The sequence below is a fragment of the Nocardia niwae NBRC 108934 = DSM 45340 genome, from assembly GCF_001613465.1.
In the GTDB taxonomy this organism is placed as follows: domain Bacteria; phylum Actinomycetota; class Actinomycetes; order Mycobacteriales; family Mycobacteriaceae; genus Nocardia; species Nocardia niwae.
In genome coordinates, this window is the sequence record NZ_BDCK01000018.1 from 215,263 (window position 1) to 233,462 (window position 18,200).

General features: G+C 68.5%; 14 protein-coding genes. 6 read left to right on the plus strand and 8 right to left on the minus strand.

The window, feature by feature from the left end; genetic code table 11:
• Window positions 1-73: 73 nt before the first annotated feature.
• The 3 genes from NNI01S_RS11710 to NNI01S_RS11720 all read right to left on the minus strand — a co-directional run bounded on the left by NNI01S_RS11710 (window position 74) and on the right by NNI01S_RS11720 (window position 4,115).
• On the minus strand, window positions 74-1,438 hold the full coding sequence (locus NNI01S_RS11710; protein ID WP_063020062.1) for an NtaA/DmoA family FMN-dependent monooxygenase: 1,365 nt from the start codon (window positions 1,436-1,438) through the stop codon (window positions 74-76).
• Window positions 1,439-1,457: 19 nt separating this feature from the next.
• On the minus strand, window positions 1,458-2,504 hold the full coding sequence (locus NNI01S_RS11715; protein WP_063020063.1) for an LLM class flavin-dependent oxidoreductase: 1,047 nt from the start codon (window positions 2,502-2,504) through the stop codon (window positions 1,458-1,460).
• A gap of 168 nt (window positions 2,505-2,672) precedes the next feature.
• Window positions 2,673-4,115, minus strand: coding sequence for an MFS transporter (locus tag NNI01S_RS11720; protein ID WP_084488716.1), 1,443 nt, complete (start codon window positions 4,113-4,115; stop codon window positions 2,673-2,675).
• Window positions 4,116-4,371: 256 nt separating this feature from the next.
• On the opposite strand from NNI01S_RS11720, the gene car reads away from it, so the two are divergent.
• Window positions 4,372-7,845: a carboxylic acid reductase gene (gene car, locus NNI01S_RS11725; protein WP_063020064.1), complete on the plus strand. Its 3,474-nt coding sequence runs from the start codon at window positions 4,372-4,374 to the stop codon at window positions 7,843-7,845.
• Between the two features lie 3 nt (window positions 7,846-7,848).
• Here the strand turns inward: car and NNI01S_RS11730 are convergent, their stop codons facing one another.
• Complete coding sequence (locus tag NNI01S_RS11730) at window positions 7,849-9,513, minus strand: sulfatase-like hydrolase/transferase (RefSeq protein ID WP_063020065.1); 1,665 nt, start codon at window positions 9,511-9,513, stop codon at window positions 7,849-7,851.
• 210 nt (window positions 9,514-9,723) lie between these two features.
• On the minus strand, window positions 9,724-10,410 hold the full coding sequence (locus NNI01S_RS11735; protein WP_063020066.1) for a TetR/AcrR family transcriptional regulator: 687 nt from the start codon (window positions 10,408-10,410) through the stop codon (window positions 9,724-9,726).
• 152 nt (window positions 10,411-10,562) lie between these two features.
• Here NNI01S_RS11735 and NNI01S_RS11740 point away from each other — a divergent pair, with 152 nt between their 5' ends.
• On the plus strand, window positions 10,563-11,504 hold the full coding sequence (locus NNI01S_RS11740; RefSeq protein WP_063020067.1) for an NAD-dependent epimerase/dehydratase family protein: 942 nt from the start codon (window positions 10,563-10,565) through the stop codon (window positions 11,502-11,504).
• 158 nt (window positions 11,505-11,662) lie between these two features.
• Window positions 11,663-12,673: an adenylate/guanylate cyclase domain-containing protein gene (locus NNI01S_RS11745; protein WP_063020068.1), complete on the plus strand. Its 1,011-nt coding sequence runs from the start codon at window positions 11,663-11,665 to the stop codon at window positions 12,671-12,673.
• A gap of 482 nt (window positions 12,674-13,155) precedes the next feature.
• Here the strand turns inward: NNI01S_RS11745 and NNI01S_RS11750 are convergent, their stop codons facing one another.
• The 3 genes from NNI01S_RS11750 to sigJ form a co-directional block, all read right to left on the minus strand.
• On the minus strand, window positions 13,156-13,458 hold the full coding sequence (locus NNI01S_RS11750; protein ID WP_063020069.1) for a hypothetical protein: 303 nt from the start codon (window positions 13,456-13,458) through the stop codon (window positions 13,156-13,158).
• Between the two features lie 282 nt (window positions 13,459-13,740).
• Entirely contained in the window at window positions 13,741-14,505 is a 765-nt protein-coding gene (locus tag NNI01S_RS11755) for a potassium channel family protein (protein ID WP_063020124.1), read from the minus strand.
• Between the two features lie 346 nt (window positions 14,506-14,851).
• Complete coding sequence (gene sigJ, locus NNI01S_RS11760) at window positions 14,852-15,742, minus strand: RNA polymerase sigma factor SigJ (protein ID WP_063020070.1); 891 nt, start codon at window positions 15,740-15,742, stop codon at window positions 14,852-14,854.
• A 134-nt stretch (window positions 15,743-15,876) separates the two neighbouring features.
• On the opposite strand from sigJ, the gene NNI01S_RS11765 reads away from it, so the two are divergent.
• The 3 genes from NNI01S_RS11765 (at window position 15,877) to NNI01S_RS11775 (ending at window position 17,675) form a co-directional block, all read left to right on the plus strand.
• Entirely contained in the window at window positions 15,877-16,461 is a 585-nt protein-coding gene (locus tag NNI01S_RS11765; RefSeq protein WP_063020071.1) for an NADPH-dependent FMN reductase, read from the plus strand.
• Between the two features lie 10 nt (window positions 16,462-16,471).
• On the plus strand, window positions 16,472-16,939 hold the full coding sequence (locus tag NNI01S_RS11770; protein WP_063020072.1) for a YybH family protein: 468 nt from the start codon (window positions 16,472-16,474) through the stop codon (window positions 16,937-16,939).
• 298 nt (window positions 16,940-17,237) lie between these two features.
• Entirely contained in the window at window positions 17,238-17,675 is a 438-nt protein-coding gene (locus NNI01S_RS11775) for a Zn-ribbon domain-containing OB-fold protein (protein ID WP_063020073.1), read from the plus strand.
• Window positions 17,676-18,200 lie beyond the last annotated feature (525 nt).

Below are 18,200 nucleotides of genomic sequence, written 5' to 3' on the forward strand. Positions count from 1 at the left end.
CTCCGCTAGTGGCACATCGCTGCGGCGAATCGCGAGTAGGCCTCTCGATGGTGTGCCACTCGACGATTCGGGGTCAGGCCCGGCGGGTGAGGGGCTCGCGTAGGCCGAGGTGGGCGCGCAGGGTGTCGCCGATGTATTCGGTGCGGTAGACGCCACGCTCCTGGAGTTCGGGAACGAGCCGGTCCACGATTTCGTCCAGACCGGTCGGGACCAGGTAGGGGGAGATGTTGAAACCGTCGCTCGCGCCGTGGCGGACCCAGCGGGCCAGTTCGTCGGCGACCTGGGCGGGGGTGCCGGCGAAGCCGGAGCGTTCGGTGGAGGCGATCACTACCTCCCGCAGGGACAGATTCTCGGCCTCGGCCCTGGACCGCCATTCGCGGGCGATGGCTGCCGGGTCTTGGCCGGAACGGGGTGCGCCTCGGGTTTCCGAGATCGGGCGGGGCCGGGGGTCGTCCGCGGGCAGGGGGCCGTCCGGGTCGAGATCGGACAGATCGCGGCCCCAGATCTGGCCGGCCAGCGACAGGGCGGTCTGGCCGGTGTACTGGCCGTTCTTCACCCAGCGCACCTTCTCCTCGACCTCGGATTCCTTCTCCGCGAGGATGATCTGCGTGCCCGGCAGGATCCGGATGTCGTCCTCAGGGCGGCCCGCCGCGCGCAGGCGTGCGCGGATGTCGCCGGCGAAGGCGAGCGCGTCGTCGAAATGCGTTCCGTGCCTGGAGAAAATGACATCGGCGTGCGCCGCGGCGAAATCGCGACCTGCCGGTGAATCGCCCGCCTGGAAGATCACCGGATGTCCTTGGGCGCTGCGCGGCAGCGTGGGAGCGACCGTGACGTCGAAGTGCGGCCCGGTGCGCACGACCGGGTGGATCGCTTCGGCGCCGGCCCACGCCGGGCTCCGCTGCGACGTCGCGATGGCGCCGTCGTCCCAGCCGTCCCAGATCGCCCGCGCCGTCGCGACGAACTCCGCGGCCCGCTCGTAGCGCAGCGCGTGATCGAGGAATCCGCCGCGCCGGAAGTTCGCGCCGGTCCAGGCGTTGTCGGTGGTGACCGCGTTCCAGCCCGCGCGACCGCCGGACAGCAGGTCCAGGCTGGCGAGCTTGCGCGCCAGGTCGGCGGGCTCGTTGTAAGTGGTGTTCTGGGTTGCGACCAGGCCGATATGCCGGGTGACGCCCGCGAGGGCGGCCAGCTGCGTGATCGCGTCGGGGCGGCCCGCGATGTCCAGTTCCAGGATCGAGCCGTCCTGCTCGCGCAGCCGCAGGCCCTCGCCGAGGAAGAACGCGTCGAACAGCCCGCGCTCGGCGGTCTGCGCCACCCGGCGAAAGGTCTCGAAGTCGATCTGCGAGCCGCTGGAGGGGTCGGACCAGATCGTGGTGTGGTTGACGCCCTGGAAGAAGACGCCGAAGTGGACCTGAGCGTCTGGACGCGGGAACTCGGTCACGGAAACGAACTCCTGACGATCAGCGCGTGGTCGCGTAGCGGTTGGCGGGACGGGGCAGACCGAGGTTGGCGCGCAGTATCGAACCGGGAACGGGACGGTGCGCTACTCCGGTGCGAAACAAGGCGGGCAAAACCTCTCGGGCGAGCACGGGAAGGTCCTCGTCGATCACCGCGAGGTGCAGCCGCACCCCGTCGAGGTGGGCGCTGAGTTCGCTCAGCAGAGCGGTCAAGTCCCGCGCCGTACCGGAGAACGCGAGTCGCCCGGGGGAAGCGGCGGTTCCGCCGAATCGCTGTGCGGCAGGAACACCGGCGACGTCCAAGGTGACCTCGATCTCGGCGAAGGCCAGCGCAGCGCCGGACGAGCGCGCCGCCGTCCCGGCCGCCGCCACCGCCGCGACGGAGTCTGCGGCGACGAACCGGACGTCGACCTCCCCCTCCGTGCCGAACACCACCGGTTGGCCCTGGGGCGGGCGCGGCACGATGGCCGGCCCCTTCACCGAGAAGGTCTCGCCCTCGAAGTCGATGTAGTGCAGCTTGGTCCGGTCCAGGAAGCGGCCGCTGGTGTACTCACGGATGACCGCGTCGTCCTCCCAGGAATCCCAGAGGCGCCGGGCCACCTCGATCGAATCCCGGTGCTCGCGAGCCAGTTCGGCAGTGTCAGCGATCGGCGCACGCCCCCAGGTGGCGGCGGCGAGCGGGTCCTCGACGCGCTCGGCGATCCAGCCGGCGCGTCCGCGTGAGGCGTAGTCCAGCGACGCCACCTGCGAGGCCGTGTGGAACGGTTCGGCGTAGGTGGTGGCGACGGTGGGAACCAGCCCGATCGTGCTGGTCGTGGCCGCCACGAACGACGCCCGGGTCACCGCGTCGATGCGGCCGGGTATCTCGTGTCCCGGCAGGATCGAGTCGGCGAAGGTGGCCAGGGTGAATCCGGCGTTCTCGGCGGCGGCCACCCGCCTGCGCACGGTGTCGCCGGTGAGCAGGCGGTCCGGTGCGTGCGCCGCCCGCCGCCACGCCTCGGGGCCGAACCCCTCCCCGTCGAGCTCTACGCCGAGCGCGAAAACGCCCATCCCGCACCTTCTTTCCTCCACGAACCACGACGCGACGAACAGTGGCCCGAGCCGGGCACGATCCGGCTCGGGCCACCGGCGGCGCACCCTGTGCGAGCATGCGCGGCGGGGCGGCGATGCGCGATGGTTTGCGTCGCGATGATTCGAAGGTGGTCGAACGGCCCGGGCCTACCGCGCGGCGCGGGCCGCGAATGCCGCCGCCAGCAGGACCGTGACGCCCTCGGCGATCGCCGTGCCGCCGAGAGCGTGCGCGGCGCTGGTCACCGTGCTGCCCGCCAGGCCGAGGAACAGCGACCCGAAGGTGGCGATCCCGACGACGATGCCGAGTTGCACGTTGGTCACCAGGATGCCGCTGGCGTCGGCCGCCAGGGTCATCGGGACCTTCGCCAGCGTGCGGGTCATCAGCGGACTGAAGGCGATGCCGTTGCCCGCGCCGCACAGGCCGAGCAATGTCAGGGCGAGCGGTCCGAGCTCGGCGCCGTCGCGCAGCAGTGCGCCGAGGGCGACCATGCTCGCCGCGCCGAGCACCAGCCCGAGCGGGATCATCGCCGCGTGGAACCGAGCCGGGACGCGCTCCCAGTTCAGGCTGGCGACGGCGAAGGTCACCCCGAGCGGGACGAACAGCAGGCCCGCGTGCAAAGCGCTGTACCCGAGCGTGCTCTGCAGGTGGATCGCCATGACGAACATCCAGCCGCCGAAGGTGGCCATGATCACGAACAGCGCGACCGCGGCGGGGACCAGGCCGGGCGCGGTGAGCACCGGCCGGGCGAAGAGGGGTTCGCCGCCCCGGGAGGCGACGATCCGTTCGATCGCCACGAACGATGCGAAGCCGAGTACACCGGCCGCCAACGCGATCCACGACCACAACGGCCAATCCAGCTCCCGCCCCAGCACCAGCGGCAGCACCAGCAGCAACACCGATGCGGTGAGGGTGGCCAAGCCGGGCAGGTCGAGCTTGCGCTCGAGCCGCTGGGCCGAGGACGGAAGAATGCGCGGCGCCGCGACGAGCAGTGCGAGCCCGATCGGCACGTTCACCAGGAACACGCCGCGCCAGCCGCTGGCGAACAGGTCGGCGTTGACGATCAGCCCGCCCAGCACCTGGCCGGCGACCATGCCGCCGGAGATGATGGCCGAGTAGATGCTCAACGCTCGCGCGCGGGCGTGACCGGTGAAGGTGCGCTGGATGAGCGTCATGATCTGCGGCACCATCGCCGCCGCGCCGACGCCCTGGGCGAACCGGAAGACGATCAGCGCGGTCTCGTTCCAGGCCAGACCGCAGGCCAGCGAGGCCACGGTGAACAGCGCCAGCCCGGCGATGAACGCCCGGCGCTGGGTGAACCGGTCACCGAGCCGTGCGCCGGTGACCAGCAGGACGGCGTACGCGATGACGTACCCGGCGACGATCAGCTGCAGCGCCGCGCCACTGGTGTGCAGCGAGCTCCGGATCGAGGGAATCGCGACGTTGACGATGGAGGAGTCGAGCACCGCCATGAACTGGCCGGTGAGGATGACGGTGAGGACGGCGAGCGAACGCCGCGCTCCCAGCGCGGCGGCCGGAGCGGCTGCGGGCGTCGTTGCCGCTGCCGGACCCGGCGATATGGTCTGTGTCATGCACCGAGAATGCGTTGCGCCGGGCACCGGTAACAGGAGCCCGATGACACTGGTACCGGCAGCACCAGGCTGAGTGTGCGCCACAACGGATCTCCGGGCACTTTTGGGACATTTCCGGCACTGTGTCCAGTGTCACAGACGCCCACGACGGCTATCGCCTGACCAAAATCCTTAGGCGGGCTAACGTGTTCAGGGGAGGCGCGTTCCCGGACCGAAGGAGGTCGTCGTGGCATCTGAGGCACGCAGGGAGCGGCTCATGCGCCGCGTCACCCGGCTGTACGCCGAGTACGACGACATCCGCAACGCCACACCGCGTGCGGAGGTCACCGAGAAGGTTCGCGAACCCGGCGCGGGGCTCGCGCGGATCGTCGAGACGGTCATGACCGGCTACGCCGACCGGCCCGCCCTCGGTCAGCGCGCGACGGAACTGCGGACCGGCGAGACCGGCCGCACGACGCTGTCGCTGCTGCCCGAGTTCGACACCATCACCTACGGCGAGCTGTGGGAGCGCGTGCGCGCGGTGGCCGCCGCATGGCACGGTGACGCGCTCGATCCGCTCGAGGCCGGTGACTTCGTGGCCATCCTCGGCTTCACCAGCAGCGACTACACCACGCTCGATCTGGCGTGCATCCACCTGGGCCTGGTCGCGGTTCCGCTGCAATCCAGCGCGCCCGTCGCTCAGCTGACCGCGATCGTGGGGGAGACCGCCCCCCGCGTGCTCGCCGCGACACCGGCATTGCTCGACGCCGCCGTGACCTGTGCCCTGGCGGAGTCCGGAACGCGGCGGCTGGTCGTCTTCGACTACCACCCTGGAGACGACGACCAGCGCGCGGCGTTCGACGCGGCCCGCGCACGGCTGGCCGATGCCGGTAGCTCGGTGCTCCTCGAGACCTTCGGCGAGGTGCTCGCCCGCGGCAGATCGCTGCCGCAGGCGCCGCTGTTCACCGCCGAACCGGGCGAGGACCCGCTGGCGCTGCTGATCTACACCTCGGGAAGCACCGGAACGCCCAAGGGGGCGATGTACAGCCAGCGGCTGGTCGCCCGCGGGTGGGTGAATCGTCCCGACGTCGCCGCGATCAACCTCAACTACATGCCGATGAGCCACGTCGCCGGTCGCGGATCGCTGACCGGCGTGCTGGCGCGCGGCGGCACCGCGTACTTCGCGGCCGAGAGCGATATGTCGACCCTCTTCGACGACATCGCGCTCGCGCGGCCGACCGAGGTGTTCTTCGTTCCGCGCGTGTGCGACATGATCTTCCAGCGTTTCCGGAGCGAGGTGGATCGGCGCGACGCGCCGGGCGTCGACCGGGCCGCGCTGGACGCGGAGGTGAAGACCGAACTGCGCGAAGACTTCCTGGGTGGGCGCATCGTCGTGGCGATCTGCGGAAGCGCTCCGGTGTCGGCGGAGATGAAATCGTTCATCGAGTCGGTGCTCGATCTGGAACTGCACGACGGCTACGGGTCCACCGAGGCGGGCGGCGTCGTCGTCATCGATGGACTGGTGCAGCGTCCCCCGGTGCTCGAGTACAAGCTCGCCGACGTCCCCGAGCTGGGTTACTTCCGCACCGACAAACCTCATCCGCGCGGCGAGCTGCTGCTGAAGAGCACCACCCTGATCTCGGGCTACTACAAGCGGCCCGACATCACGGCCGAGATCTTCGACGCCGAAGGCTTCTACAAGACGGGCGATATCGTCGCCGAGCTCGCCCCCGATCACCTGGTCTACGTCGATCGCCGCAACAACGTGCTGAAACTGTCCCAGGGCGAATTCGTCGCCATTTCGCATCTGGAGGCGGTCTACGCGACAAGCCCGCTGATCCGGCAGATCTTCGTGTACGGCAGCAGCGAGCGCGCCTACCTCCTCGCCGTGATCGTGCCCACCGAGGACGTGCTCGGCTGGGGTGACACCGAGAAGATGAAGACCGCGTTGAGCGAATCGCTGCGCCGGCTCGCCAAGGACGCCGAACTGCAGCCCTACGAGATCCCCCGGGACTTCCTGATCGAACCCGAGCCGTTCAGCACCGTCGACGGATTGCTCTCGGGCATCGGTAAGTTGTTGCGGCCCAAGCTGAAAGAGCGTTACGAGCCGCGATTGCAGGAACTGTACGCCGAGCTGGCGGCCGGGCAGGCGAACGAACTGCTCGACCTGCGCCGTACCGCGCTGGAACTGCCCGTGCTGGAGACGGTGAGCCGCGCGGCGAAGGCCGTCCTCGGCTGCGCGGACGCCGACCTGCGCCCGGACGCGCACTTCACCGATCTCGGCGGCGACTCGCTCTCGGCGCTGTCGCTGTCGAACCTGCTGCAGGAGATCTTCGCGGTCGAGGTGCCGGTGTCGGTGGTGATCAGCCCCGCCAACGGCCTGCGTGAGGTGGCGGACTACGTCGCGGCCGAGCGCGCTTCGGGCGGGCGGGGCGTCACCTACACCGCGGTGCACGGGGACGGTGCGCAGGTCCGCGCCGCCGATTTGACGCTCCACAAATTCCTCGACGCCCGCACGATCGCCGAGGCGCCTACCCTGCCGCGCCCGTCCGCGACCGCGCGCACCGTGCTGCTCACCGGTGCGAACGGCTACCTCGGGCGCTTCCTGTGCCTGGAGTGGTTGCGGCGGATGCACGACGGCGGAGGCACGTTGGTCTGCCTGGTCCGCGGTTCGGACGCGGCCGCGGCGCGCAAGCGCCTCGACAGCGCATTCGACTCCGGAGATCCCGCGCTGATCAGCGATTTCCAGACTTTGGCCGCCGAGCATCTCGAGGTGATCCCCGGTGACATCGGGGAGCCGAACCTCGGCCTGGACGATCGGATGTGGCAGCGGCTGGCCGAACGCGTCGATGTGATCGTGCATCCCGCCGCGCTGGTCAACCATGTGCTGCCCTACCGGCACCTGTTCGGGCCCAACGTGGTCGGCACCGCGGAGCTGATCCGGCTCGCCCTCACCACGCGGCTCAAGCCGTTCACGTATCTGTCCACGGTCGCCGTGGCCGCGCAGATCGATCCGGCCGTCTTCGCCGAGGACGGCGACATCCGCCGGATCAGCCCGGTGCGGGCGGTGGACGACAGTTACGCCAATGGCTACGGCAACAGCAAGTGGGCGGGCGAAGTGCTACTGCGCGAGGCCAACGACCTGTGCGGGCTGCCGGTCGCGGTGTTCCGGTCGGACATGATCCTCGCCGACCGGCGCTACGCGGGTCAGCTCAACGTGCCGGACATCTTCACCCGGCTGCTGCTGAGCCTGATCGTCACGGGTATCGCACCGTTCTCCTTCTACCGCACCGACGCGGGCGGCAACCGCTCGCGCGCCCACTACGACGGTCTGCCCGTCGACTTCACCGCGGAGGCGATCACCGCACTGGGCGCCTCGGCAACCGCCGGTTTCGAGAGTTTCGATGTGCTCAACCCGCACGACGACGGCCGCTCGCTCGACGAGTTCGTCGACTGGCTGATCGAGGCGGGCCATCGCATCGAGCGTATCCCCGACTACGACGAATGGGTCACCCGATTCGAGACCGCCCTGCGGGCGCTTCCCGAACGGCAACGCCACGCGTCGGTGCTGCCCTTGCTGCACGCCTATCGGCGACCGGCCCCGGCCGTTCGCGGCTCGGCCCTGCCCGCGGAGAAATTCCGCTCCGCCGTGCGAGCCGCGAAAATCGGCGCCGATCACGATATTCCGCAGATCTCCCGGGAACTCATCGAGAAATACGCCACGGATCTGACGGTGCGCGGCCTGGTGTAGCAGCTAGGACGGCCGTGGCACGGCATCCAGCAGGGCATTGCCGATCCGTTCGGCTTGGACCAGGATGTTCGTCTGCGCGGAGATGTAGTCGCCGATCCCTTGCTCCTGGGCTGCCTGCAGATACGGCGGCAGCGGCTGCTGGATCTCGGTGCGGATGACATTGTCCAGCAGCGCCGCCATCTCGCCCCCCAGCGGATTCCCGGTCGCGGCCTGATTGTCGAGTTCGAGCCGGCCACCGTCGGTGCTGTAGTCGTAGAGCTCGAATTCCTGCTGGCGCGCCGAATCGATCTGGATTCGGCCGTGCACCCAATGGGAGTACGAGGCGAACTTCGCGTCGGCGGTGCGCACCATGGCGACATGACCGGGCGCGTCCTGGTTGAACAGGATCGCGGCTTCTTCGATCGAAGCCTCGTCGGTCGTGTGGGCGACCCACGGCCTGCCCGCGGCTGCCGGATTGCGGCACAGCGCGGCGATGTCCAGCCGTCCGCTCAGATGTTCGTACCGTCCGTCGCTGCGCCATCCGTCGCCGCCGGTGCCGATGGTGAGCAGCAGGGGAGTGAAGTCGACGCTGGAGGTGAGCTGGTCTCTGGTGCTGGTCCCGTCCACCGGGCTCAGGTAACCGCGCGGGTCGTGGACGTAGAGCGGGACGCGCAGCGCCTCGTCGTAGGCGGCGCCGCCTTTACCGTGCAGGCCGTGCGAACCGGCGTAGTCGCCGTGGTCGGAGGTGAAGACGACGACGGTGTTGGCGGCGACCTCGGGACGGGATTGCAAGGTGTCGAGCACCCGGCCGATCTGGATGTCGACCTGTTGCTGCGCCCACAGATACAGGTTGCGCATCTCGATCCAAGCCTGCATGGCCTCCGGTGTGCCGTAGGGCGCCGCGCCGAACGCGACCGCCGACACCTCCACCAGCGCCATCTGCAGCCGGGGCTTGCGTGAGAGTTGTTCGAGGGACTCGAAATTGGGCGGCAGCTCGTTCATCCACCGCGGGATGTCGGCGTTGAACTGGTCGCGGCGGGTCCAGCGCGGCCACCACTGGATGTCGTGCGGGTTGACCAGCGACACCGTCGTACACCATGGCGCGTTGCCCGAATCGTTGTGGAACCAATCGGCGAACTGGTCGACGATCTTCGGATCCGCTTGCAGCCCTTGCCCCGGCGCACCGTTCGGGGAGGGGTAGGTGCCACCGTGGAAACCGTAGGCTTCCAGAGCCCCGGGTGTGCGATCGGAATAGCTACCGAGATGCCACTTGCCCCAGTACGTGGTGCCGTAGCCGTGGTCGCGCAGCATGGAACCCCACGTGGGAAACAGCGGAGACAACGTCGACTCCGACACGACCATGACCCCGGTCTGCTGCGCGTAGAGACCGGTCAGCAGGCAGCCGCGGGCGGGCGTGCAATCGTTGGCCGCGGTGTAGTGGTTCTCGAACGACACACTGCCCCGGCGAATCCGGGCGATGTTCGGCAGAACGCCGTCCAGCGTCTGCTGATCGGGGAACCAGACCGGTGTCCGCATCTCATCCACGATGATCACCAGGATGTTCGGCTTGTCCGGATCGGTGTCCGCTCGCGCCCTGCCCGGAGCGGCTCCGGTGGACACGGCGGCCGCGGCCGTCGCCGAGGTGGCCGCACTGGTCAGAAATCCCCTGCGAGTGAACGAGCTCGGCAATGTTCCTCCACGAATGAGTGATGTTCGTCGGGCGAATGGAACGCGGAGAATCTCGGTGCTGTCACCGTAGCGCCGCCGGGAGCGCGGTAGCCGCACTGCGGTGCGGACACGCCGCCACGTCGTCGCCGTGCAGAGCCGACCGGCCGTGCTCGCCTGGGCATGCTCGTCGCGGTGGTGTCCCCGCGGGGACAGGGGATGGCCGGAGTCGGTTTACGGCAGGCCGACCAGGTCGGCCATGACGTTCATATGGTGGCCGAAGTAGTCGGCGCGGGCATCGACGAGGCCGTGCAGGCGGCCGAAGACCTCGAAGTTGATCAGGCCGAACAGTTGAGTCCAGCCGACGAAGACGCGGTCGAGCACGTCTTCGGGCAGGTCGGAGGACTGCTGCTCGATGAGCCGGCGCAGATCGGCCTGGACGGGCGCCGGGAGCGGGGCCGAAAGCGGCAGCGGTTCCAGGTCTTTCACGCCTGCCTGTGCGATCGCGGCGAGGCGGAGGACCACGGCCGCTGCGGGGGCGACGGTGTCCTCCGGCGCGGCGTAGCCGGGCACCGGACTGCCGTAGAGCAAACCGTATTCGGCCGGATGCGACAGCGCCCAGTCCCGTACCGACGAGCACACCGCCATCCACCGGCCGCGCAGATCGGTGGCGGGTGGCTGCGCGTCGGCGGCTTCGGCGTCGGCGGCGAGCGCCTGATACGCCTCCAGGATCAAGGCGGTCAGCAGGTCGTCCCGGCTCGGGAAGTACCGGTAGAGCGCGGACGCGGCGATGCCCATATCGCGGGCGACCCCGCGCAGGGACAGGTTCGCGCCGTCCACCGTCAGCCGTTCGCGGGCGGCGGCCTTGATCTCCTCGATCATCTCGGCGCGGACACGGGCGCGCAATGACTGGGCGGACATTCCACTGAGTGTAGGAAACCAGGAGCGAATGCAAGAACGTAAGTTCGATATGTGAACACTGTTCTTGACTAGGAACACTGTTCTGACCTATGGTTCGATAGCCAATGAGAGAGCGGTGTTCTCTAGGGAGCATCCGAGAGAATGGACTCGCCATGGTTCGACACGTCGTCATCGGAGCCGGTCCGGTAGGCGCGACCACCGCCCGGTTGCTCGCAGCCCGTGGCGCCGAGGTGCGCGTCATCACCCGGCGCGGCTCCGGCCCGGATCACCCGCTGATCGAGCGTGTCTCCGCCGACGCCACCGATTCCGAAACCTTGATCCGGCAGTGCGCCGGCGCGGAGGTGGTCTTCCAGTGTGCTCAGCCGCCGTATCACCGCTGGGCGACGGACTTCCCGCCGCTGGCCGCCGCCGCTCTGCTGGCCGCCGAGGCGACCGGCGCCGCGCTGCTCAGCGTCGGAAACCTGTACGGCTACGGGCTGGTCGACGGCCCGATCGGTGAGCAGCATCCGCTGCGTCCCAACAGCGTGAAAGGGCGGGTGCGTGCGCGACTGTGGAACGAGGCGCTGGCCGCGCACGAGGCGGGCCGCGTCCGCACCGCCGAAGTACGCGGATCGGATTACCTCGGCGCTGGCGCGAAATCGGCGTTCACCATTGCGGCGCTGCCCGCCGTGCTCACGGGCCGCCGCGTGCTGTTCCCCGCCGATCCGGACGCCCCGCACAGCTGGACCGACGTCACCGACACCGCCCGCACCCTCGTTGCGGTCGCCGCCGACGAAAACGCTTGGGGCCGAGCATGGCACACGCCGACCGCGCCGCCGGTGTCCGTTCGCGACCTGGCCGCCCTCGCGGCGACGGTCGCGGACGCGCCGCCCGCGCGGGTGAGCCGGATGCCCGCCGCGGTGCTGTGGGCCGCGGGCCTCGTCGATCCCGGCGCCCGCGAGATGCGCGAAATGCGGTATCAGTTCGATCGTCCGTTCGTCCTCGACTCCGCCGCCGCGACCGCGGCTTTCGGCCTCGAGCCGACACCCACCGCGGAGTCCCTGCGCGCCACGATCGCCGCGCTGCGTTCGGAAGCAGGTGCGTCCATCGGCTGACTCCGGGAGGACCGGTCGGCAGTGCGCACGTGGCGGCTGAGGTCTCGTGAATGCATCGGCCGTCCCTCCCGTCTGGAAGGGGGTGTGGCCGGGTGGACTCGGTACCGCGCAGGAAGAGAACGAACGCCGGTCACTGCTCCATGTGCTGTACTGGCGGGGTGATCGAATCCGGTGAGGTGGCCGAGGCGGTCGACGCTGTGGTCGAACAGTCATTACTCGGAGGCCCACGGCGGTATACCCGCGCCCAGGTGGCCGAGCTTTCCGGAGTGTCCGTCGAACGCGCGAGCAAGCTGTGGGTGGCCCTGGGCTTCGCGGCTACGGCGAGCGACGACGAGGTGGCGTTCACCGACGCCGACATCGCCGCGGTGCGCAATTTCACCACGATGGACCCGGTCGCGGGGGCGAGCGAGCAGAGCCAGATCGCGGCCGCCCGCACTGTCGGTCAGGCGATGGCGCGGCTGGCCGAGTGGCAGGCGGATCTGATCGCCCGTGAGATCGGCAGCCGCGTCGCCGCCGAGGGCGGGCAGTCGATGTCCGAACCGAATCGAGATGCCACCGCCCGGTCCGTCGCGGTCCTCACCGACTTGCAAGAGTATGCCTGGCGGCGACATCTGGCGGCGGCGCTGAGCCGCTCACTCGAATCCGATGGCGCGACACGGCATTTGCTCGTCGGCTTCGCCGACATGGTCGGCTACACCCGCCTCTCCCGTCACCTCGACCTCGACGAGCTGACCGATCTGCTGGAGGCATTCGAGACCACCACCACCGAGGTGATCACCGCTCACGGGGGCTGGGTGATCAAGAACGTCGGCGACGAGGTGATGTTCGCCGCCGAGAACGCGCGCGACGGCGCACGAATCGCCACGGCCATGAACGCGGCGATCGCCCGGGCGGCGCAGACGATCCCGGAGATGCCCCAGATCCGGGTGGGTCTGGCATACGGGCCGGTCCTGACCCGCTTCGGCGACCTCTACGGCACGGTGGTCAACGTCGCCGCCCGGCTGACGGGCGTGGCCCGGCCGGGAACCGTCCTCCTCGACGACGGCGCCGCCGCGGCCCTGGATGACGACGACGATTTCCTCCTCCGTCATCTGCGCAGTGTGCGGGTCAAGGGGTTCCCACGGTTGCGGTCTCACGTGTTGCGCGAGCGGAAGCGCAGGCAAGGCTGACCGGTTCCGGTCGGTGTCCACGGCGCAGAGAACAAAGAGCGCGGGGTCGAAGATCACCGACCTGGGCACCGAGCATTCGGTGCCGACCACAAAGAAATGAACGCCGACGGCCGTCCGGGGTTTCTCGCCGGATGGACCAGGTGATATCTCGCGCGGCGCCTGTGAGTACTGCCCCATCGGTTGCCCGGGTGAGGCGGTGCGGAGGGCTATCCGATGGTCGCGCCGGCCCGAGTCGTGGAAGCGACTGCCGGCGCGCCGGCTCCTGGTGCAGAGGGAATCCGCGCGCGGAGCGCGAATACTATTTCCTTTGCAGATAAACGTATCGTTAGGTCCATCCGCCGTGGCTACTCCGACACGGCGAATGAACAAGTTATCCCGGCAAATTCGCTGCAATAGCGAGCAATCGCTACGGAGCAGCGGCGCAGAAGAAATCCGTTCCCGAGGGTGGGGGGCGGACGAAGCGCTGATCTCCCGAGGCTGGATCAGGCGGCGGGCTGGGGCTGGTTCAGGTCCCGGACGCCGGTGATCGCATCGATGATGTTGACGATGGCGGAGGTGCCTCCGTCGAGGGCCGAGCTGCCGGAGTCGAGCATGGCGGAGCCGGAGGACGAGCCGGCCGAACCTGTCGAGGAGCCGCCGTCGGCCGAACCCGAGGCCGAACCCGAGGCCAGGCCCGCGGAGCCGGTGGCGGGGGAGTGGGCGGCGGAGGCCACCGCGACCGGGCCGAAGAACAGGGCGGCGGCGGAGATGGTGCCTGCGGCGGCAAGGGCCTTGCGAGAGAACATATGCGGGGATTCCTTTCACGGATGGATAACGACGCCATCGTGGCGGCACCAGCAACGTTAGGAAAAAGAAATCAGCAAATCCACTTCTCTTCTTGTGTGAATTATCACCGTTAATAATGAGCTAACAAAATATTGTCGGCAAGTAACGCAATTTGATCTTCACTCGGTCCGCGAATCCGTGCGATCGCCCTCGGATCGGGCCGGGCGGCCCGGTGGGAGACGCTTTCGCCCACTACACGGACGGGCGAAGACATCTGTGATCAGGGCTCGATGAACCGCCGGTCAGTCGGCCGGCACGGCGTCCGGCGCAGTCGTGGGGGATCGCAGCGCTGCCACTTCGGCGCGTAACGCTTTGATCTCCGCGACCAGTTCGGTGATCTCCCGATCAGTACTCTCCACATTCGCCTCGACGCTCTCGAGCTGATCCATCACCCAGCTGGTGGTGGTGCCGATCGCGAAACTGATCAGGCCGATGCCCAAGGTCATCAGGATCAACGAGATCAAACGGCCTTCGGTCGTCACCGGGTACACATCGCCGTAGCCGACGGTGGTCACCGACACCATCGACCACCACAGCGCGTCACCGAAATTGTGGATCTTGCTGTCGGTCGCCCCGTACTCGGCGTCGAAGAACGCCAGGCTGCACAGCACAAGCAGGAGCAGTGAACTCGTCCCGACGAACACCGCGAGCCGCGCTCGGGTCGTCGTATTCCGGTTCAAGGTGCCGATCACGAGCATGGCCGCCCGCACCAGCCGCAGGGGGCGAAGCGGCGGCAACACCACGATCAACAGGTCGACCGGGTGGGTACGCAGGAACAGCAACCGGTTCCCCGACAGCCACAACCGCACCGCGAAATCCAGCGCGAACGCCGCCCAGATCACCACGTCGATCCGAGTGAGCCAGGCGTCGAGACGAGGCGAGGCCCCGGTATCGAGGACCTGCCAGGCGTAGACGCCGAGGAACGTGACGGCCAGCACCATCAAGGGGATGCCGGTAGTCCGCTCCCAGGACTGCCTGCGGGTGATCTCGGAATGTGTCCCGGCCATCGAACCACCTGTGTCGCTCGGCTGCGGCGTCGGCGACACCGCAGGTCCGGCCGCTGAGCCTCCCGAAAGAGACCGGCCGTTCTCCGGCCGATTCTCACACGGAACCCAGGCCACCGGGTCGACCCCGGCCCGCTTCCCGCAGACCTTGCCGCCGAACTCCTCGGGGAGCGCTTCGCCGAGATTCGGCACCGCGGCCTTCGCCGCTGATCGGACAACCAACCGCAGCCCGGCTCCTTGTCCGGCGAGGAGGTTGCTCGCTGATCGAACTCTCCCACGCCGCCCGACCCGGATTCCTCGAGCCGCCGGTTGTGCACCGCCGGCCGCGCGAGGAGATCCGCTGTTCAGCTCAGCCGGCCGTCCAGAGCCGCAGTTTCTCGGGATTCCGGATCGCCCAGATGCGAGTGATCCGGCCGTCGGCGATGTCGAAGGCGTAGACCGAGACGATGGTGTCGTCGAGACGCGCGACCAGGCCGGGCTGGCCGTTCACCGTGCGTTCCAGCAGGGTTATCGCGGGGCCGTGGGCGGCGATCTCCATCCACGCGCGGGCGATCTGCTCGCCGCCGTCGATCGGGTCGAGGAAGGCCAGTGCCAGGCCGCCGCCGTCGGCCGTCGCAGTCGCCCGTGGATCGAGCAGGCCGATCAGCGCCTCGATGTCCTTCGTCTCCCAGGCCCGTTTGAAGTCCCGGACCACCTCGGCGCGCTGGGCTGCCGACGGGCCCTGTGAAGTGTGGATGCGGCGGCGGGCGGAGGAGGCGAGCTGACGGCAGGCCGCGGGGGTACGCCCGACGACCTCGGCGACCTCGGCGAAGGAGTACCGGAACACGTCGTGCAGGACGAAGGCCACCCGCTCGGCGGGCGTCATGGAATCCAGCACGACGAGAAAGGCCATGCTGATCGACTCGTCGAGCGTGACCCGGTCGGCGGGATCGACGGGGCTGGGACCGTCGAGCCATTGGGACCGGCCGGGTACCGGCTCGGGAATCCATTCCCCCACATATTGTTCCCGTCGGGCGCGCGCCGAGCCGAGCAGATCGAGGCAGATCCGGCTCGCGACCGTCGTCAACCACGCGCCGGGCGCCGCCACCTCCCGCCGCTGCCGCTCGGACAGCGAGTACCAGCGCGCGTAGGTCTCCTGCACCACATCCTCGGCTTCGGCCAGGGAGCCGAGCAGCCGGTAGGCGAGATTGATCAGCTGACGCCGCTCACTGATCACCGCGGGCAGGTGCGGGTCGGTCATGCTCGGCTCCTTCGGTCTGGGGACGCTCACCGGAATCGACGAATCAGCGACGCGATTTGTGAGGCGGCCTGACATTCCGGACGGCTGTGTCGTCGGTAGGTCGTGACACCGTCAGCAAAGCAGGAGTTCGGAAAATGATCAGAATCGGCATCATCCTCGGCAGCACCCGGCCCAACCGCAAAGGCTCGCAGGTCGCACAGTGGGTTCTGGACACGGCATCGCGACGCGGCGACGCCGAGTTCGAACTGGTCGATCTGCGTGACCACCCACTGCCGCATCTGGACGAGCCCGCGCCGCCGATGTTCGGTCCGTCGATCCACGACCACACCCACGCCTGGGCCGAGCGGATCGCCCCTTTCGACGGCTTCGTACTGGTCACCCCGGAATACAACGGCGGCGCCCCCGGAGTGCTGAAGAACGCCATCGACCACTTGTTCGCGGAATGGACCGACAAGGCGGTCGGATTCGTCTCCTACGGCGTGCACGGCGGCGCCCGCGCGGTAGTGCAGCTGCGGACGGTCTGCGGCACCCTGGGCATGGCCGACGTGGGCTATCAGGTCGCGATCTCGGTGCTCACCGATTTCGAGAATCACACGACCTTCGCGCCGCGCGACCACCACGTCGACGCCTTGACCAAGACGCTGGATCAGCTCCTCGCTTGGAGCGCTGCGCTCGCGCCGCTGCGGGCCGGCGCCGAAACCGCTCTCGTCGAACCCTGAGGAGGCGACCATGACCGAACCGGACGACTTCGAGTCACCCGCCGACCGCATCGAGGCGGAGGAAGCCGAGCTCCGCAGGCACATCGACAAGGTGGTCGAAGCACTGCGAGCGAAGGATCTCGAGAGCCTGAGGCAGTTCTACACTGCCGACGTCGTGTCCTTCGATGTCGAGCCGCCGCTCCAGCATGCCGGGATAGCGGCGAAACTGGAGAACTGGGCGAGAGTGTTCGTGTTCTTCGAGAGTCTGACCTATGAGGTTCGCGACCTGACCTTCACCGTGGGCGATGAGGTGGCATTCGGGCATGCCTTCGCTCGTCTGAGCGGCACGCTGCGGAACGGGGCGGCGACGAACGGGATGTGGGTCCGGGTCACCTACGGCATGCGGAAGATCGACGGCATCTGGTTGATCGCCCACGACCAGGTCTCGGTGCCGCTCGACATCCCGAGCGGCAAGGGCGTGGTCGATCTCGAGCCCTGACGGGTCGCGGTACCGCTGCCGAGAGCAGCAAAAGCGGCTTGTCCATCGCCGTCCACCGAGGTACAGCGTCATGTCCGCGGGGTGTTCCGAGCGGCCACGGCCATCCGGCACACCCTGGCGGATCGACGGTCGGCCACGCTCGACGCCGACGTCCCGCCGTTTACGCACTCGCCCAGCTGGGTGCCGCGGCGGGCATCCGAAAAAATAGGTATGTCGTAGGTAATTCGACCGTCGCCGTAACGCGCCGACCGGACCACCCTGGAGGAAACCCACCGGCACCCGTTTGCGGAGGATCGCAATGTACGCACACGACACGAAGGACGCCGCGACTGCCGTCGACGACGGCATCGCCGAGCGCGCGAATGACATGTTGATGATCCGTCGCTGCGCGAGATGCGACAAGCTGCTCGCACCGATCACGGCAGGGTGTTCGTCGTGCGGATCGGATGATCTCGTACGCGTACCGTCGTCCGGCGGCGGTTCCATCGTGTCGTGGCGGGTAGTGGATCGGGCCCCGTCGGACCGGCCCGGCGAACTGGTGCCGTTGACGATCGCCATCGTCGAACTCGACGAGGGCCCGTGGGTATACACCTGCATCGAAGGGGACATCCCTGCGATCCAGGGAGAAACTGTGCGCGTCCACTTCCAGCCGCATCCCCGGGAAGCCAGGTTCCCGGTGTTCACCGTCTGCGCCGATCCACGCGAGACCGAACATCGGTGTTCGTCTTCTCGATGAGGGACGGACGTCGGCGCGGATTCCGACGGCAGGCCCCGCCGGTCGTTCACAGCGGATTGCGGAATATCCGGAACGTTGCCTATGCGGTCAACGGTGAGTTGATCGCGCCGGGCCTGCCCGAGGAAGTCCCGGCCCGGCTGCTCGGTTCCCTGGCCGACTACGCTCGCACTCCCGGTCCCACCACCGACACCGTTGCAGAGACCTGCTCGGCCGCCCCGCCCTCGGCTTCGCCACCTGAGCCGCCGACCACGCCACCGCCTTCTCCCGCTGAAAGGCGGACCATACCGATCGGCACCCTGGATGGCCTGCGGCCGATCCGCTCCATAAGTGTGTCCTAATCGGCGGATCGAACCGCACGACGCCGCGTTTGCGAGCCGGTGACACTGTCGTCCGGAGCCGATCAGCCGCCCGATCTCTACTCCGTGCTGTCGAGTGAACCGAGCGATGTCCTCGGCAACGCGCTCTGGTGCTTCGAAGGGGAACGCGTGACCGAGCCCGGGATAGATCAGCAATTGCGAACCGTTG

Excerpts from the sequence above, each read along its gene's own strand:
- NNI01S_RS11770 (WP_063020072.1), top strand. The coding sequence starts at position 16,472 with ATGACCGAACCGGACGACTTCGAGTCACCCGCCGACCGCATCGAGGCG.
- NNI01S_RS11735 (WP_063020066.1), bottom strand. The coding sequence starts at position 10,410 with ATGTCCGCCCAGTCATTGCGCGCCCGTGTCCGCGCCGAGATGATCGAG.
- NNI01S_RS11720 (WP_084488716.1), bottom strand. The coding sequence starts at position 4,115 with ATGACACAGACCATATCGCCGGGTCCGGCAGCGGCAACGACGCCCGCA.
- NNI01S_RS11715 (WP_063020063.1), bottom strand. The coding sequence starts at position 2,504 with ATGGGCGTTTTCGCGCTCGGCGTAGAGCTCGACGGGGAGGGGTTCGGC.
- car (WP_063020064.1), top strand. The coding sequence starts at position 4,372 with ATGCGCCGCGTCACCCGGCTGTACGCCGAGTACGACGACATCCGCAAC.
- NNI01S_RS11750 (WP_063020069.1), bottom strand. The coding sequence starts at position 13,458 with ATGTTCTCTCGCAAGGCCCTTGCCGCCGCAGGCACCATCTCCGCCGCC.
- NNI01S_RS11765 (WP_063020071.1), top strand. The coding sequence starts at position 15,877 with ATGATCAGAATCGGCATCATCCTCGGCAGCACCCGGCCCAACCGCAAA.
- NNI01S_RS11740 (WP_063020067.1), top strand. The coding sequence starts at position 10,563 with ATGGTTCGACACGTCGTCATCGGAGCCGGTCCGGTAGGCGCGACCACC.
- NNI01S_RS11755 (WP_063020124.1), bottom strand. The coding sequence starts at position 14,505 with ATGGCCGGGACACATTCCGAGATCACCCGCAGGCAGTCCTGGGAGCGG.
- NNI01S_RS11775 (WP_063020073.1), top strand. The coding sequence starts at position 17,238 with ATGTACGCACACGACACGAAGGACGCCGCGACTGCCGTCGACGACGGC.
- sigJ (WP_063020070.1), bottom strand. The coding sequence starts at position 15,742 with ATGACCGACCCGCACCTGCCCGCGGTGATCAGTGAGCGGCGTCAGCTG.